Genomic DNA, 16,516 nt, shown 5'->3' on the forward strand with positions numbered 1-16,516 from the left:
CACCGCGGCGGCCGCGCCCACGGGCGGGCGCCGCCAACCGGAGCGCGGCGGGGCGTACGCCGCCTGCCGCTGCGGGTCAGCGGCCGCCGGCCGCGGCGATCACCTCGCGGGCCTGCTCGCGGACCGAACGCATCCCGGCATCCAGCTGCGCGGGGTCACGCTTCAGCAGCGGGTCCAGGTAGCGGGTGCGCAGCGCGGTCGCATCGTCCACCCGTTGCATGCGCTGCAGCAGCCGGTACAGGCGCGCGGCGGTTTCGATCGTGGGCGACGCCTCGGCGCCGAGTTTGCGCGCGCGCAGCTCCAATGCCGTCGCGTAGGCCGCGCGCGCCGGCTCCAGCCGGCCCAGGGCCAGCAGGATGTCGGCATTCAGGCTCCAGGTGCCGGCGATGATCGGGTGGTCCGGGGCGAGCGTGCGGCGCTGGCCCTCGAGGCAGCGCTGCGCATGCGGCAGCGCCTGCGCATGGCGCCCCTGCCGGTGCAGCAGGCTCGCCAGGCTGCCCTGCGCCAGCAGGGTATTGGGATGGTCCGGACCGCGGTGGCGCAGGTGCGAATCCAGCACCGCCTGCTGCACCCGCAGCGCCTGCGCCATGAATCCGGCGCGCGCGGCCGGGTCGTCGGCCAGCATGGCACGCTTGTTCAGCACGCCGACCAGGCCGGTCATCGGCGAGACGGCCTGGGCGCTGTCTTCGCCCTGTTGCTGGCGCCGGTAGTCGATGACCCGTTCGATCTCGGCCTGGACCCTGGCCAGCGCCGCGTCGTCGCCGGCCAGCGCGAAGCCGTTGGTCGCCACCAGGTAGCGCGCCGACACCGTGTCCGGATGGTCTTCGCCGTAACGCCGCGCCAGCACGTCGGCCACGTTGCGGGCCACGGCCTGCGACTGTTCGAACTGCTTCTGCTCGCGCAGCAGCTTGGCCTGCACCAATGCCACGTACAGCGTGTCGCGATGCGTCGCCCCCAGCGCACGCTGGTACAGCGGCAGCAGCGCTTCGACCTCCGGCCCGGCCTCGTCGCGCCGGCCGGCCTGGATCAACGCATCGATGCGGTAACGACGCAGGCGCAGCAGGCGCTCGTCGCTTTCCGGCAGCGCGCTGCCGACACCCGCGCGGATCGCGTCGTAGGCGGCGATGGCGTCGTCGAAGCGGCCCTGGATGATCATCAGGATGGCGCGCCCCAGTTCGGCCTCCAGCCGCTGCGGATCGCTCATCGGCCGTGCCGCGGTGGCGGCGTGCACCTGCGTGTACAGGCGCTGCGCCTCGTCCGCGCGCCCGAGGGTGACCAGCACCCCTGCCAGCGCCAGTTCCGTTGACAGCCGCTCCGGGCTGTCCGCTGCCAGCGCCTGCCGCTGCTCCAGCACCTGCCGCAACTGCGCCTCGGCGCTGACGTTGCTGCCGATGGCGTGCAGCACGCCGGCCAGCGATTGCCGCAACTCCGCCGCCAGCGCGGCGTCGTCGCTCACCTCGTTGCCGATCCGGTCCAGCGCGTGCGCCACCACGTAGGTCTCCAGCGCATCGCGGGCCAGATCGGTGGCGCCACGCGCGGCCGCGGCATCCACCAGCTGCAGCACCTGCGGCGAGGCCAGTTGCCCACCGGCGGCGGCGTCGGCCTTGAGCAGCATGTCCTTCTGCGCCGCGGCCAGCGAGCGCCCCATTGCCTGGATGTCGACGCTTTCCAGGGTGCCGCGCTGGAAATCGACGATCCGCTGCAGCTCCCGCCCGCGGCGTTCGGCCAGCGCCTGCTGCGCTTTGGCCTCGCGCAGGGCCAGCACCGAGGCCAGCAGCCCGCCCAGCACCGACACCAGCACCAGCGCCGCGGCGGCCAGCGGCCAGGCGTTGCGCCGCAGCAGGCGCCGCATGCGATACCCGCGTTCGCCGGCGCGGGCGCTGACCGGGCGGTGCTCCAGGTACCGGCGCAGGTCCTCGGCCAGCGCCGCGACCGAGGGGTAACGGCGGTCGGGCTCCTTGCGCAGCGCCTTGAGCACGATGGCGTCGATGTCGGCCGGCACCGCGCGCCCGCGCCGCCGTGGCGCACCGTCGGCGCGCAGCCGCCGGCTTGGCGGCGGCACGTCGGTATTGGCGATGGCGTTGTACAGGCCGGCCGGGTTGTCGATGTCGGCGAACGGCAGCTGCCCGCAGACCAGCTGGTACAGCACCGCGCCCAGCGAGTAGACGTCGGTGGCGGTGGTCAGCGGCTGGCAGGCGAGCTGCTCGGGGCTGGCATAAGCCAGGGTGAGGGCATGCTGGCCGGTACGCGTATCGCCGGCCGCCGCGCTGTCCTCGTCGATCAGGCGGGCGATGCCGAAGTCCAGCAAGCGCGGCTGGCCGCGCGCGTCGACCAGGATGTTGGCCGGCTTGAGATCACGGTGGATGACCAGGCAGCGGTGCGCCTCGGCCACCGCTTCGCAGATCCTGACGAACAGCGCGATGCGCTCGTCCAGCGGCAGCCGCGCGGCGTGGACGTCCACGCGCTCGCCCTCGACGTATTCCATGGCCAGGAACGGGCGGCCATCGGCGAGAATGCCGCCGTCGAGCAGGCGCGCGATGCCCGGGTGGTCCAGCCGCGCCAGCAGTTCACGCTCGCGGGCGAAGCGCGCGCGCAGTTCCTGCGACGCCTCGGCCACCGGGTTGAGCAGCTTCAGCGCGACCTTCTGCACGAAGCCGCCGTGGCTGCGTTCGGCCAGGTACACCACGCCCATGCCGCCGGCGCCCAGGCGCTGCAGCAGGCGGTATTCGCGGCTGGCGTCGGCCGATGCCTCCTGGCCGCTGAGGTCCTGCCCCGGGTCGGGCGGCGGCAGCCCCGGCGAACGGCACGACACCACCAGCGTCTGGTCGGCCTCCATGCCGGCGAGCAGCGCCCGCACCTCCTCGGCCAGCGCTGCATCGCCGGCCGCCTCGCGTTCGATCAGCGCCTCGCGGGCGCTGCCCTGCAGGTCCAGCGCCTGCAGCACGATCTGCTTGACCCGGTGGTAACGCGTCGCGTCGCCACTGCTCCCCTCGCCTTCGCGCATCGTCCCCATTCCCCGTTCACCTCCCCGTGCGACGGATCCCCTCAGCCGGTATTCTGCACCCCCTGCGATACCCCGTTCACGCAGGCCACCAGCGCGCGCAGCAGCGCGTCGTCCTCGCGGCCACTGTGACGCCAACGTTGCAGCAGGTCCACCTGCAGGGTGCTGATCGGGTCGATGTAGGGGTTGCGCAGGCGGATGGACAACGCCAGCCGCGGATCGTGCGCCAGCAGTTCCTGCTGCCCGCCCAGGCGCTTGACCCAATGCCCGGTCAGCGCCAGTTCTTCGCGGATCACCGGGAAGAAGCGGTCATGCAGCGGCCCGGCCAGGCGCGAGAACTGCTCGGCGATGTGGATGTCGCCCTTGCTCAGCACCATCGCCATGTCGTCGAGGAAGGTGGCGAAGAACGGCCAGTCGTGCGCCATCTCGCGCAGCCGCTCCTCGTGCCCGGCGTCGGCGGCCGCCTGCAGGCCGCTGCCGACGCCGAACCAGCCGGGAATCACCGCCCGCGCCTGGCTCCAGGCGAACACCCACGGGATCGCGCGCAGGTTGGACAGCGCCGCGTCCTGGCCGAGCCGGCGCGACGGCCGCGAGCCCAGGGTCATGCGCTCGATCACGTCGATCGGGGTGGCGGTGCGGAAGTACGCCATGAACTGCGCATCGCCGACCAGATCGCGGTAGCGGCGCGCACTCGCGGCCGCGACGATGTCCATCACCGGCGTCCACTGCGCTTCGCGCGGTTCGGCCGGGCGTGGCCGCAGGCTCGCGCGCAGCACCGCGCCGGCCGCCTGCTCCAGCGAGCGCAGCGCCAGCGCACGGATGCCGTACTTGCGGTGGATCACCTCGCCCTGCTCGGTCACCCGCAGGCGGCCGTCGATGCTGCCCGGCGGCGAGGCGTCGACCGCGTGCGTGGTCTTGGTGCCGCCGCGGCTGATCGAACCGCCGCGGCCGTGGAAGAAGGTCAGGCGCACGCCATGCGCGGCCGCCACCGCCAACAGCTCCACCTGCGCCTGCTGCAGGCCCCAGCGCGAGGCGGCGATGCCGCCGTCCTTGCCGCTGTCCGAGTAGCCGAGCATCACCATCTGCACGTCGCCGCGCGCGGCCAGGTGCGCGCGGTACACCGGGTCGCCCAGCAGGTCGCCCAGGGTCGCGGTGCCATGGCGCAGGTCGTCGACCGTCTCGAACAGCGGCGCGATGTCCAGCGGCACCGCGCCGCGGTCGTCGACCAGGCCGCCGCGGCGCGCCAGCGCCAGCACCGCGAGCACGTCGCCGCGGTCGTGGGCCATGGAGATGATGTAGCTGCCCAGCGCGTCGGCGCCGTGCCGGGCGCGCGCGTCGGCCAGCGCCGCGAACACCTTGTCCAGCCGCTGCCCGGCCTCGTCGTCGCCGCGCGGCAACACCGCCTCGCCGGCGGCATAGGGCGACAGCAGCCGCGCCCGCACCGCGGCGTCCAGTGCCTCGAATGCCGCCTGCCCGCCCAGCACCTCGGCCAGCGCGCGCGCGTGCACGCTCGATTCCTGGCGCACGTCCAGCCGCGCCAGGTGGAAGCCGAAGGTGCGCACCCGCCACAGCAGGCGCCGCACCGAGAACCAGCCGGCGTGGCGGCCCTTGTTCGCATCCAGGCTGTCGAGGATCAGCTGGATGTCGTCGATCAGTTCATCCGGCGATGCATAGCCGCCCACGGCGTCGTCGAGCGTGGCCTGCAGGCGCGCGCGCATGCGGTCGTTGAGCAGGCGGTAGGGCATGTCGGCGTGGCGCGGGCGCGACTGCACCTGCGGCAGCAGCGCGCGGTACGCGTCCACCCGCGCACGCACCGCCTCGCTCACCCCGACCAGCTCGGTGGACTGGCTGAGCAGGCTGGCGAGCTTGAGCAGGTCCTTCTGGTAAAGCTCCAGGACCGCGGCGCGCTGCGCATCCAGCGTGGCGGCGATGGTGGTCGCGTCGACGTTGGGATTGCCGTCCATGTCGCCGCCCACCCAGGTACCGAAGCGCACCAGCCGCGGCAGCGGCAGGCTGCGGCCCCAGGTGGCGAGCAGCGCCTGTTCCAGCGATTCGTAGAACACCGGCATCACCCGGTACAGCACCCGGGTGAGGTAGAAGCCGACGTGCTCGCGTTCGTCCTCGACGCTGGGCCGCACCGGCGAGGAATCGGCGGTCTGCCACGAGGCGGTCAGCGCCATGCGCAGGCGCGCGGTGTCGGCGGCCTGTTCGCCCGGGGTGCGCTGGCCGTCGAGGTTGTCCACCAGGCTGGCCACCATCAGCTGCTCTTTTTCCAGCAGCGCGCGGCGCACCGCTTCGGTGGGGTGGGCGGTGAACACCGGTTCGATGTCGATGCGCGGCAACCACTGCGCCAGCTCTTCCAGGGTCACGCCCTGCGCCTTGAGCTGCTGCAGGGCGTCCTGCAGGCCTTCGGGCTGCGGACGCTTGGTGCCGGCGCGCTGGTAATCGCGGCGGCGGCGGATGCGGTGCACGCGCTCGGCGATGTTCACCACCTGGAAATAGGTGCTGAAGGCGCGTACCAGCGCCTCGGCCTGGCGCGGCGTGCGCCCGGCCAGCTGCGCGCTGAGCGTGGCCAGCGGTGCCTGGCTCTCGCGGCGCGCGATCGCGGCGGTGCGCACGTCCTCCACCTCATCGAGGAACGCGGGCGAGACCTGTTCGGAAAGGAGGTCGCCGACCATCGCGCCGAGGCGACGGACGTCGTCGCGCAGGGGCAGGTCGGGGGTGGCGAAGACGACGCTGCTGCGGTACTCGTTCATCCAGGAACCGGAACCTCGGAAGCGGGAACGGTCCCAAGCCTAACTGAAAAAACCCACGCTTTTTGCAGTGCATCAATGGCGAAAATGGTTGCATCTGCATGTTGTCCGGCGGCTGTCGCGGCGGACATCCAGCAGGCACCGCGAGCGTCCGGCCAGGGACAGCAGATGACGTGCGCCACGACCCAGCCGCAAGCAGGAACGCACCGCTGCAGGCGCCACCGTCGGCGGAACAGTGCCGCGCGCCAGCGGCGCGGGCGCGGCGCAGGGCAAGCCGGGAGCAGGCCCATGCAGCACGCCGCGGGACATGCGGCGACCCCGCGCATCGCGGGCGGGTACCGGCCAGCTGCCGGCACGCCACGCTGGGCCGCGGAAACCGCCCCCGGGCAAAGGGGTGCGCGAAGGCGCGGCATCCCGCCCCACGGCCCGGACCGCGGCCGTGGGGCGTGTGCGCCAGGCGCGGGCGCGTGCCGGCCTGCGCCCGCGCTTAGCGCTTGCCGCCCTTGGCCGGGGCCGCCAGCCAGCGGTCCAGCCAGTCCTCGCTCTCGGCCAGCATGGTCATGATCGACTCGCGCGCACGGTAGGCGTGCGATTCGTTGGGCAGCATCACCAGCCGCGCGTTGCCGCCCAGGCCCTTGACCGCGGCGAACATGCGTTCGCTCTGCATCGGGAAGGTGCCGGAGTTGTTGTCGTCCACGCCATGGATGAACAGGATCGCGTCCTTGATGTCGCCGGCGTAATTGAACGGCGACATCTTCAGGTAGGTGTCCTGCGCCTGCCAGTAGTTGCGCTCCTCGGCCTGGAAACCGAACGGGGTCAGCGTGCGGTTGTAGGCGCCCGAGCGGGCGATGCCGGCCTTGAACAGGCGCGTGTGCGCGAGCAGGTTGGCGGTCATGAACGCACCATAGGAGTGGCCGCCGACGGCGATCCGGTCGCGGTCGGCCACGCCGCGGCGCACCACCTCGTCCACCGCCGCCTGCGCACTGGCCACCAGCTGCTGCACGTAGGTGTCGTTGGGCTCGGCATCGCCCTCGCCGACGATCGGCATGGTCGGGTTGTTGAGCACCACGTAGCCCTTGGCCAGGAACGCCTGCGGGCCCCAGTAGCTGATCGCGTTGAACCGGTGCGGGGAACCGGTGACCTGGCTGGCGTCGCCAGCGGATTTGAACTCGGCCGGGTAGGCCCACATCAGCAGCGGGCGCGGGCCGTCCTTCTTCGGGTCGTAGCCGGGCGGCAGCAGCAGGTCGGCGGTGAGCGCGACGCCGTCGTTGCGGGTGTAGCGGATCTGCTCCTTCTTCACCCCGCGCAGCTGCGGCAGCGGGTGCGCGTTGCGGGTCAGCGCGACCGGCGCGGCATCGCTGCCGAGGGCGCGGCTGTACAGGTTGGACGGTTCGTCGTTGGACTCGCGGCTGAACAGCACCCGCGGCGCATCGCCGTCGATCACCGCCACCGGCGCCTCGTAGTACGGCGCCTGCGAATGGAACAGGCGTTCGGCCTTGCCGCTGTCCAGGTCGATGCGGTCCAGGAACGGGCGGTCGCCCTGCGCCGAGGCACCGTCGCCGACGCGATAGTAGCCGCGGCCATCGGCGGTGAACTGCAGGCGCGCGCGGCCGCTGTCGTCGGGCTGCAGCAGCGGCTCGCCCGGGTCGGCATAGCGGTCGTCGCCGGAGCGTTCGGACAGCAGCTGCGGCGCCTGTTGCGGCTGGTCCGGGGCGATCTTCCACTCGCGGACCTGGCGCGTCTTCCACCAGTACTCGCTGAGCAGGGCGACGTCGCCACGCCCCCAGGTGATGCCGGCATAGCGCGCGGCCAGCCGCGCCAGCGTCACCGGCGGCCGGTCGAACGGCGCGGCCTGCACCAGCACCGCGTCGCGGATCGCCGCGTCGCGCGCCGGGTCGCCGCCGTCCTGCGCCTCGGCCCAGACCAGGGTGGCCGGGGCGTCGGCGCGCCAGGCGATCGAGCGCACCCCGGTCGGCACCGCGTCGTTGCCGGTCGGCAGGCCTTCGACCAGCGGCAGCTTCGCCACCGTGTGCGCGACCCGGCCCTGCGCGTCCAGCACCTCGATGCGCCGCGGGAAACTGCCGACCGGCACCGCATAGGAGAACGGCCGCTCCACCCGCTGGCTGAGCAGGTAGTTGCCGTCGGGCGACGACGACAGCCCCAGGTACAGCCCCGGCATGCCCAGCGGGCGGCTTTCGCCGTTGATCGCCACCCGCACCGGCTGCGCCTGCAGGTAGTACTCGAACAGGCGCGCGTCGTGTTCGTTCTTCAGCAGGTCCTGGTAGGTGCGCACCGAGCGCACGCCCCGGCCCGCCTCGGTCTGCTGCACCGCCGGTCCGCTCGGGATGCCGTCGCCCACCGGCGCGGCGCCCTGCCCGGCCGGGCGCTGCATCACCAGCAGCGCGTTACCGCCCGGCAGCCACGCATAGCCGTTGCCGACCACCGAGTTCAGCCGCTCGGCCACGCGCCGTGCGCTGCCCGCGGCCACGTCCACCAGCCACAGCTCGTTGCTGCCGCTGGCCGGGTCCACCTGGTTGAACGCCAGGTACTTCTGGTCCGGCGACCAGGCCAGCGAGGCCACCGACAGCGGCTGCGGCAGGCCGCTGATCTGGCGCTGCGCGCCGTCGGCGGTGGAGATCAGCCACAGCTGGCTGCCGAACGAGAAGCGGCTGTCGGAAAAGGTCTTCGGGTTGATCCGCAGGCCGGCCAGCTTCAGCTCCGGCTGCGCCACCTGGGCGATGGACGGCAGCGGCGGGGTCTGCAGCATGGCCGCCAGGTCGCGGCGCGGCGACAGCCGCAGGCTCGGCGCGCGCGGGGCGTCCACCACCGCCTGCAGCGCCGCCGACGGCAGGCGGTAGCCGGTGGCATCACTGGCGGCGGTGCTGGCGGCCGGGGCGGCCGCCAGCAGCGGCGGCACGGCCAGCAGCAGGCCGGCGCACAGCACCAGCGCCGCGGACGCGCGGCGGCTGCGGCGGGAAGCGAACATCGTCATGGCAATCCTCTCTGGGCGGTTTCAACCGCACACGTTAACAATCCCCGGCCGCCGGCTCCCCTGCCTTTGGTTGGTCAGGGTCCCCGCGCGATATAATCGGCGCCCCCGTCCGAGGGGCGCTGCGACCGCCGTGTGGAGTCCCCCGCAAGGGCCGGACCGGCACGGCGGCCAGGCTCGGACGGCATGGCATGCAACAACGGCGCCCGGCGAACGCGAGCCTGCTCGCACCACACCGGAGCCTTACATGAACGCTGTTGCAAAGACCTTCTCCCAGGAAGGCGACTACAAGGTCGCCGACATCTCGCTGGCCGACTGGGGCCGCAAGGAAATCGACATCGCCGAGCACGAGATGCCCGGGCTGATGGCGATCCGCCGCAAGCATGCCGCCGCGCAGCCGCTCAAGGGCGTGCGCGTGACCGGCTCGCTGCACATGACCATCCAGACCGCGGTGCTGATCGAAACGCTGAAGGACATCGGCGGCGACGTGCGCTGGGCCTCGTGCAACATCTTCTCCACCCAGGACCAGGCTGCCGCCGCCATCGCCGCCACCGGCACCCCGGTGTTCGCGTGGAAGGGCGAGACCCTGGAGGAGTACTGGGACTGCACCCTGGAAGCGCTGACCTTCAAGGCCGCCGACGGCACCCTGCTGGGGCCGGAGCTGGTGGTCGACGATGGCGGCGACGTCACCCTGCTGATCCACAAGGGCTACGAGCTGGAGAACGGCAGCGACTGGGTGAACACCCCGTCCGGCTCGCACGAGGAACAGGTCATCAAGAACCTGCTCAAGCGCGTGCACGCCGAGCGCCCGGGCTACTGGACCCGCGTGGTCAAGGACTGGAAGGGCGTCTCCGAGGAGACCACCACCGGCGTGCACCGCCTGTACCAGCTGGCCGAAGCCGGCACCCTGCTGGTCCCGGCGATCAACGTCAACGACTCGGTCACCAAGAGCAAGTTCGACAACCTGTACGGCTGCCGCGAGTCGCTGGCCGACGGCCTGAAGCGCGCGATGGACGTGATGCTGGCCGGCAAGGTCGCGGTGGTCTGCGGCTATGGCGACGTCGGCAAGGGCTCGGCGCACTCGCTGCGTGCCTACGGCGCGCGCGTGATCGTCACCGAGATCGATCCGATCTGCGCGCTGCAGGCGGCGATGGAGGGCTTCGAGGTCAACACCCTGGAGTCCACCCTGGGCCGCGCCGACATCTACGTGACCACCACCGGCAACAAGGACATCATCCGCATCGAACACCTGAGCGCGATGAAGGACCAGGCCATCGTCTGCAACATCGGCCACTTCGACAACGAGATCCAGGTCGACGCGCTGAACGGCTACGCCGGGGTGAAGAAGATCAACATCAAGCCGCAGGTGGACAAGTACGTGTTCCCGAACGGCAACGCGATCTTCCTGCTGGCCGAGGGCCGCCTGGTGAACCTGGGCTGCGCCACCGGCCACCCGAGCTTCGTGATGTCCAACAGCTTCGCCAACCAGACCCTGGCGCAGATCGACCTGTGGGCCAACAGGGACAGCTACAAGGCCGACGTCTACCGCCTGCCGAAGAAGCTGGACGAGGAAGTCGCGCGCCTGCACCTGGAGAAGATCGGCGTCAAGCTGACCACCCTGACCCAGGAACAGGCCGACTACCTGGGCGTGCCGGTCGACGGCCCGTTCAAGCCGGAGCACTACCGCTACTGACCGGTGCGCCGGTCATGGCGGGGAGCACCACGACGGGCGCCGCGAGGCGCCCGTCGTGCTTGCGCCGGACGTCAGGGACCCCGGCCTTGTTCTCGCCGGCCACGCACGCTTGCTACGCTGCGCGACCCGATCCCGACGCCGCGCACCGACATGACGATGAAATCAATGCTTCCCGCCATCGCGGCACTGCTGATGGCGGCGCTGCCGGGCATCCCGCGCGCACAGCCGGCGCCCCCACCGCATGACAGCTTCGTCATCCAGTCGCAGCGGCTGCAGGAGGCGCGCACCATCAACGTCTACCGGCCGCCCGCCGACGCGGCGGTGGCGCATCCGGTGCTGTACATGCCCGACGGCGGCGTCGCCGAGGATTTCCCGCACGTGGCCGCCACGGTCGATGCCGGCATCCGCGCCGGCCGGATCGCGCCGCTGCTGGTGGTCGGCATCGAGAACACCCAGCGCCGCCGCGACATGACCGGTCCGACCCAGGTCGACGGCGACCGCCGCATCGCGCCGGTGGTCGGCGGCTCGGCCGCGTTCCGCGCGTTCATCGCCGAGGAACTGGTGCCCGAGATCGACCGCCGCTACCGCACCACCGGCGCGCGCGGCATCATCGGCGAGTCGCTGGCCGGGCTGTTCATCGTCGAAACCCTGTTCGAGCAGCCGGCGCTGTTCGACACCTGGATCGCCTTCAGCCCCAGCCTGTGGTGGAACGACGCGGCGCTCACCCGCAGCGCCGACGCGCGGCTGCAGCGCATGCCCGGACTGCAGGGCCGGATGCTGCTGGCCTGGGGTGACGAGGACAACATCGGTCCGCACGCGCAGGCCCTCTCGGACACGGTAAGGCGCGCCGGCCCGGCGCACCTGCAATGGCAGGCGCTGCCACGCCCTGACCTGCGCCACGACACGATCTATACCGCGCTGGAGGCGATGGCGATCGAACGCATGTACCCCGCCACCCCCGGCACCGGCGAGGGCAAGCGCTGAGCCTTCGCCGGATGCGACCATGCCCAGGGCCGCAACCGCGGCCGGGGTCGATGTCCGGCAGCGAATCCAGCTCCGCCCCTGGCTTGTCCTGACTTCGGTTTACCCATGTCTCTTTCGATCCACGAAATACCGCCGGCCGACGCGCCGCTGGCGCTGCTCCTGCTGGCCGACCCCTCGGAACGCAAGGTACGCGCCTACCTGCCGGGCGCACGCTGCTTCGCCGCCCGCATGGACGGCGCCATCGCCGGCATCTGCGCGGTCGTGCCGCTCGCGCAGGGCAGCCACGAGCTGATGAACATCGCCGTCGATCCGGCACGCCAGCAGCGCGGCATCGGCACGCGGTTGCTGGCCCACGTGATCGACACGTACCGGCGCGAAGGCGCGCAGCGGCTTGAAGTCGGCACCGGCACCTTCGGCTACCCGCTCGCGTTCTACCAGCGGCAAGGCTTCCGCGTGTTCCAGGTGGACCGCGACTTCTTCCTGCGCAACTACGACGAAGCAATCGTCGAGGACGGCATCCAGCATCGCGACATGCTGCGCCTGGCGCTCGACTATCGCCCGGCGTACTGAGCGCGCTCAGCGCCAGTTCGCGTTCGCCTCCCAGAACTCGACCGCACGCCGGTACGCCTCGCGGTCGATGGGCACGCCCGAGCCGCCCTCTTCCACGCCCAGCGCGTTGCGCATCATGGTGATCGGCGCCATCGGGATTTCCGCTGGCTCGGCGGTGTACAGGCAGCCGACCACGCCCCAGTCGGCGTCGATCGGCGCGCCTTCCTTGGCCAGCTGTTCGCGGCTGTAGAGGATGACGACCAGGTACTCGGCCACCGGCGGCTCCACGCCCTCGAACCAGCGCACCAGCACCGGCAGTTCCTCGCGTGTGCGCGCCTCGTAGGCCGAGCGCAGCAGGTGGCGGTTGGCGTCGGTGACCGGCACCGTCAGGCAGCGGGTGGAGGTCCAGTTGCGGTGCACGTGCAGCTTGCAGAACGGCGCGTAACCGTCGAGCACCTGCAGCGGCGGATGCGCGTTGAGATGGCGCTCGAACTGCTCGGGCGTGCAGTCGCGGATCGTGTTCGGGCGCGGCGTGCGCGGGAACAGGCGGGTACGGGCGAAGGGGGTGAGGAAGATCGACATGGCCGGGACGTTCGGAAAACCCGGCCATTGTCGGCCATCGCGCCACGGCCGCGCACGCCGGCGCACGCGCGGGTGCGGGTGCGGGATGCGCGGGCTGATCGACGCAGGGCGCACACACCCGCGAGCGCGGACGCCATCCCGATCAGGCCCCCGCGCGCCCGGGTTGCGACGGAAGGCGGCGGACGCCGTGATGGGCACTGGCGCCCGGCATGCCGGCGATCGGTGGGAGCCGGAGGACGCCGCGTTCCACCGTCCGCGCAGGCCATGGCAGGCAGCAACGTGGACCGAGCTGCGCGGGCGGCGTTCCCGGGCACGGCCCGCCCTTTGCCTGGCCGGGGTTGCCAGCACATTGGCGCACCGCGCGCGCCGGCCCGGTCGATGCCGTCCGCGATGACGGCGGGGGCCGCCTGCGCCGCCGATGACCGCGGCAATCCAGCCGGCTGCGCGTCGCCGCACGGCAGGAACGGGCTTCCGACAGGCCTCCGACCCCGGCCCGCGCATCGTCGCATTGCCGCCTTGCCACCGGACCACCGCCATGCGCAGCCACGCCGCTCCAGGCGACAGCAAGGTTCCCGAGGTCACCCTCGCCTTCTGGATCACCAAGATCCTCGCCACCATGCTGGGCGAGGTGGGCGGCGACGCGGTCACGATGTCGATGGGCCTGGGCTACCTGGCCGGCACCGAGCTGTTCGCCACGGTGTTCGCCATCGCCGTGGCCGCGCAGATCCGCACCAGCGGCTTCCGTCCCTGGCTGTACTGGGCGGCGATCATCGCCAGCACCACCGTGGGGACCACCCTGGCCGACTACCTGGACCGCTCGCTCGGCATTGGTTACGGCGGCGGCAGCAGCGTGCTGCTGGCACTGCTGCTGGGCACCCTGTTCTGCTGGCAGCGCAGTACCGGCAGCGTCTCGGTGGCCGACATCGGCTCGCGCCGCAGCGAGTTGTTCTACTGGCTGACCATCACTTTCTCGCAGACCCTGGGCACCGCGCTGGGCGACTGGGCGGCCGATACCCAGGGCCTGGGCTATGCCGGCGGCATGCTCCTGTTCGGCGGCCTGCTGGCGCTGGCCGCGGCGCTGCACCTGGCGACCCGCCTGCCCAGGACCCTGCTGTTCTGGGCCGCCTTCATCCTCACCCGGCCACTGGGCGCGGTGGTCGGCGACTTCCTCGACAAGCCGCCCGATCACGGAGGGCTGGCGCTGAGCCGCTATGCCGCCTCGCTGGTGCTGCTGATGGCGATCGTGGCCTGTATCGCGCTGTCGCCGCAGCGCGCCGCATGGCGGGCCCACTGAACCCACGCACGGGCGCCCGGTGACAACAGAAACAATTGCACATCCATCTTGATGGAGAGATATAATTCCGGCAAGACCCACTCACCGCCCCGCCATGACCGCGCTCAGCTTCGAGTTCTATCCGCCCAAGACCGATGACCAGCGCGCGCAGCTGGACCGCACCGCGAGCAGGCTCAAGGTGCATGCCCCCGAGTACGTGTCCTGCACCTTCGGCGCCGGCGGCTCGACCCTGAGCTATACCTCCGAGACGGTGCGCCACCTCAACCAGCACCATGGCCTGCAGGCGGCGCCGCACCTGTCCTGCGTGGGCGGCACCCGCGAGGAGATCCGCGAGCTGCTCAAGCTGTACCGCGCCATCGGCGTGCGCCGCATCGTCGCCCTGCGCGGCGACCTGCCCTCGGGCATGGGCTTTCCCGGCGACCTGCGCTACGCCTCGGAACTGATCGCGTTCATCCGCGCCGAGCACGGCGACGCGTTCCGCATCGAGGTCGGCGCCTATCCGGAAACCCACCCGCAGGCCAGCGACGCGCTGGCCGACCTGCGCCATTTCAAGGCCAAGATCGACGCCGGCGCCGATGCCGCCATCACCCAGTACTTCTACAACGCCGACGCGTACTTCCAGTTCGTCGATGCCACCCGCAGGCTGGGCGTGGACGTGCCGATCATTCCCGGGGTGATGCCGATCTCCAACTTCAGCCAGCTGCGGCGTTTCTCCGAGCAGTGCGGTGCGGAGATCCCGCGCTGGATCGCCAAGCGCATGCAGGCCTACGGCGACGATGTCGATTCGGTGCGCGCGTTCGGCGCCGACGTGGTGGCGGCGCTGTGCGAACGGCTGATCGCCGGCGGCGCGCCGGCGCTGCACTTCTACACGCTCAACCTGGCCAGGCCGACCAACGCGGTGCTGCAGCGGCTCGGCCGCGGCTGACCCGCCAGCGGCTGCACACCCCGTCACGCGTGGCCGGGTTAGGCTTGGCCGATGCGCGCGCTGCCACTCCTGCTGCTCCCTGCCGCCCTGTGGGCGGGCGCCACGCAGGCGCAGCAGGTCAACCGCTGCACCGACCCGCAGGGGCGCACGGTGTACGGCGACAGGCCGTGCGAGGTGATGGGCGCGCGCGCGCGGCTGCTGCCCGAGGCGCGGCCCGCCGGTGCCAGCGGCCTGTACCGCGACAGCTGCGCACGCCGGCTCAGCGAGGTGGTGGCGCAGATCCGCGCGGCGATGGACGCGCGCGACCCGAACCGCCTGTCCGGCATCTATGCCTGGGGCGGGCTGTCCAGCGCCGAGGCCACGCGGGTGATGGACCGCCTGGACGGCATCGTGCAGCGTCCGCTGGTCGACATCGCACCGGTGTTCCCGCGGGACCCGGAGCTGCTGCCGGAAGGCGAAGGCGGCGCGGCCGCCGCCGACGCCCCGCCCATGTTCGCCGAGGTGCCGGCGCGGCGCCCGCGGCCGGTCGCGCTGCGCCTGGAACAGACCCTCGCCGGCGGCACCACGCCTTCGCGCACGCTGCTGAAACTGCGCCGGCAGTACAACTGTTTCTGGATCAGCCTGTAACCGGCTGCGGCCACAGCGCGCGGATCGCGGCCACGCCCTGTGCGCCATGCCGGCGCGCGGTGCCGATGTCCGCGGCGGCCAGGCCGCCGATGGCGTAGATCGGCAGCGACACCTGCTCGCGCAGCTGCTCGAACGCGGCCCACCCCAGCGGCGTCGCCGCCGGATGGCTGGCGGTGGCCTGCACCGGGCCGAGCACGGCGAAATCGCAGCCCAGGCGCTGCGCGGCCTGCAGCTGCGCCAGGTCGTGGCAGGAGGCACCGACCAGGACGCTTTCCGGCAGCGGCCGTTGCTGCAGCTGCTGCAGCTGTTCGCTGCCCAGGTGCACGCCCACGCCCAGCTCCCGGGCCAGCACGATGTCGCGGTTGAGCAGCAGCTCGGCGTGGCGGCCGACGCGGTCCACCGCGTCGCGGGCCAGCGCCGCGCGGTCGCCGGCCTGCGGTGTGCGCAGCTGCAGCCGGCGGATGCCGGCGTCCACCGCGGCCTGCACGCCCTGCAGCCAGGCATCGCCGCCGGCCGAGGGCTCCGGCGTGACCAGGTAACGATCGGCCTGGCGCAGCGCGGCCACCACCGGCAGGTCCGCCGGCGGCATCGAGTAGCGCCCAAGCCGGTCGGGCGCCACCCAGGTGATGGCCTGCCCCTCGCGCCCGCGGGCGTTGCCCTTCCAGCGCTGCACCTGCCGCACTTCCAGGCGCAGGCGCTTGTCCGGGTAGAGCTGCGGCACGTCCATCAGCCAGTCGCCGACCTCGGCCTCGATGCCCAGCTCCTCGTGCAGTTCGCGCGCCAGCGCCTGCTCGGAGGTCTCGCCCGGCTCGCGCTTGCCGCCCGGGAATTCCCACAGCCCGGCCATGTCGCTGGTGCCGTTGCGGCGGTTGAGCAGGATGCGGCCACGCGCGTCGGTGATGACGGCGGCCACGACATGGATCGAGCGCAGGGAGGAAGTCATGCGCCGAGCATGCCGAAAACCCCGAGCCGGGCGCAATCGCCTGCCTGCGTGCAGTTCCGGCCTGGGCGCCCGTCGGGAAGGCCCCGTGCGGGGCGAGCCCCGCACCAGCGTTCCAGAGGTGTACGCCCCTATCGATTGACTGCCGGCGCCCATCGGGATCGCGCCTGCAGGCGGCT

At 72.0% G+C, this 16,516-nt stretch carries 11 protein-coding genes and 1 riboswitch; of the genes, 6 read left to right on the top strand and 5 right to left on the bottom strand.

The features are described 5' to 3' along the window. Window positions 1–76: 76 nt before the first annotated feature. The 3 genes from B1L07_13120 to B1L07_13130 all read right to left on the bottom strand — a co-directional run bounded on the left by B1L07_13120 (window position 77) and on the right by B1L07_13130 (window position 8,746). A complete protein-coding gene (locus tag B1L07_13120) occupies window positions 77–3,004 on the bottom strand; it encodes a hypothetical protein (protein AUZ55866.1) in 2,928 nt (975 codons plus the stop codon). 41 nt (window positions 3,005–3,045) lie between these two features. Beyond that, complete coding sequence (locus B1L07_13125; protein AUZ55867.1) at window positions 3,046–5,757, bottom strand: phosphoenolpyruvate carboxylase; 2,712 nt, start codon at window positions 5,755–5,757, stop codon at window positions 3,046–3,048. Between the two features lie 484 nt (window positions 5,758–6,241). Next, window positions 6,242–8,746, bottom strand: coding sequence for a S9 family peptidase (locus B1L07_13130; protein ID AUZ55868.1), 2,505 nt, complete (start codon window positions 8,744–8,746; stop codon window positions 6,242–6,244). A 105-nt stretch (window positions 8,747–8,851) separates the two neighbouring features. Next, a riboswitch (S-adenosyl-L-homocysteine riboswitch) is annotated at window positions 8,852–8,958 on the top strand. 32 nt (window positions 8,959–8,990) lie between these two features. Here B1L07_13130 and B1L07_13135 point away from each other — a divergent pair. The 3 genes from B1L07_13135 (at window position 8,991) to B1L07_13145 (ending at window position 11,990) form a co-directional block, all read left to right on the top strand. After that, window positions 8,991–10,436, top strand: a complete 1,446-nt coding sequence (locus B1L07_13135) for an adenosylhomocysteinase (GenBank protein AUZ55869.1) — start codon at window positions 8,991–8,993, stop codon at window positions 10,434–10,436. Window positions 10,437–10,592: 156 nt separating this feature from the next. Next, window positions 10,593–11,420 carry an esterase gene (locus tag B1L07_13140; protein ID AUZ56604.1) on the top strand — a complete coding sequence of 276 codons (828 nt, stop codon included), beginning with the start codon at window positions 10,593–10,595 and terminating at the stop codon, window positions 11,418–11,420. Between the two features lie 105 nt (window positions 11,421–11,525). Further along, a complete protein-coding gene (locus B1L07_13145; protein ID AUZ55870.1) occupies window positions 11,526–11,990 on the top strand; it encodes a GNAT family N-acetyltransferase in 465 nt (154 codons plus the stop codon). A 6-nt stretch (window positions 11,991–11,996) separates the two neighbouring features. Here B1L07_13145 and B1L07_13150 read toward each other — a convergent pair whose 3' ends face one another. Then, on the bottom strand, window positions 11,997–12,551 hold the full coding sequence (locus B1L07_13150; protein ID AUZ55871.1) for a hypothetical protein: 555 nt from the start codon (window positions 12,549–12,551) through the stop codon (window positions 11,997–11,999). A 535-nt stretch (window positions 12,552–13,086) separates the two neighbouring features. On the opposite strand from B1L07_13150, the gene B1L07_13155 reads away from it, so the two are divergent. The 3 genes from B1L07_13155 to B1L07_13165 all read left to right on the top strand — a co-directional run bounded on the left by B1L07_13155 (window position 13,087) and on the right by B1L07_13165 (window position 15,397). Next, entirely contained in the window at window positions 13,087–13,845 is a 759-nt protein-coding gene (locus B1L07_13155; GenBank protein ID AUZ55872.1) for a hypothetical protein, read from the top strand. A gap of 94 nt (window positions 13,846–13,939) precedes the next feature. Further along, window positions 13,940–14,770, top strand: a complete 831-nt coding sequence (locus B1L07_13160; GenBank protein AUZ55873.1) for a methylenetetrahydrofolate reductase [NAD(P)H] — start codon at window positions 13,940–13,942, stop codon at window positions 14,768–14,770. 51 nt (window positions 14,771–14,821) lie between these two features. Beyond that, window positions 14,822–15,397 carry a hypothetical protein gene (locus B1L07_13165; GenBank protein ID AUZ55874.1) on the top strand — a complete coding sequence of 192 codons (576 nt, stop codon included), beginning with the start codon at window positions 14,822–14,824 and terminating at the stop codon, window positions 15,395–15,397. Here the strand turns inward: B1L07_13165 and B1L07_13170 are convergent. Beyond that, complete coding sequence (locus B1L07_13170) at window positions 15,387–16,340, bottom strand: DNA mismatch repair protein MutT (protein AUZ55875.1); 954 nt, start codon at window positions 16,338–16,340, stop codon at window positions 15,387–15,389. The genes B1L07_13165 and B1L07_13170 overlap by 11 nt on opposite strands. Between the last annotated feature and the right edge of the window lie 176 nt (window positions 16,341–16,516).

This window comes from Stenotrophomonas acidaminiphila, from assembly GCA_002951995.1.
GTDB lineage: Bacteria > Pseudomonadota > Gammaproteobacteria > Xanthomonadales > Xanthomonadaceae > Stenotrophomonas > Stenotrophomonas acidaminiphila_A.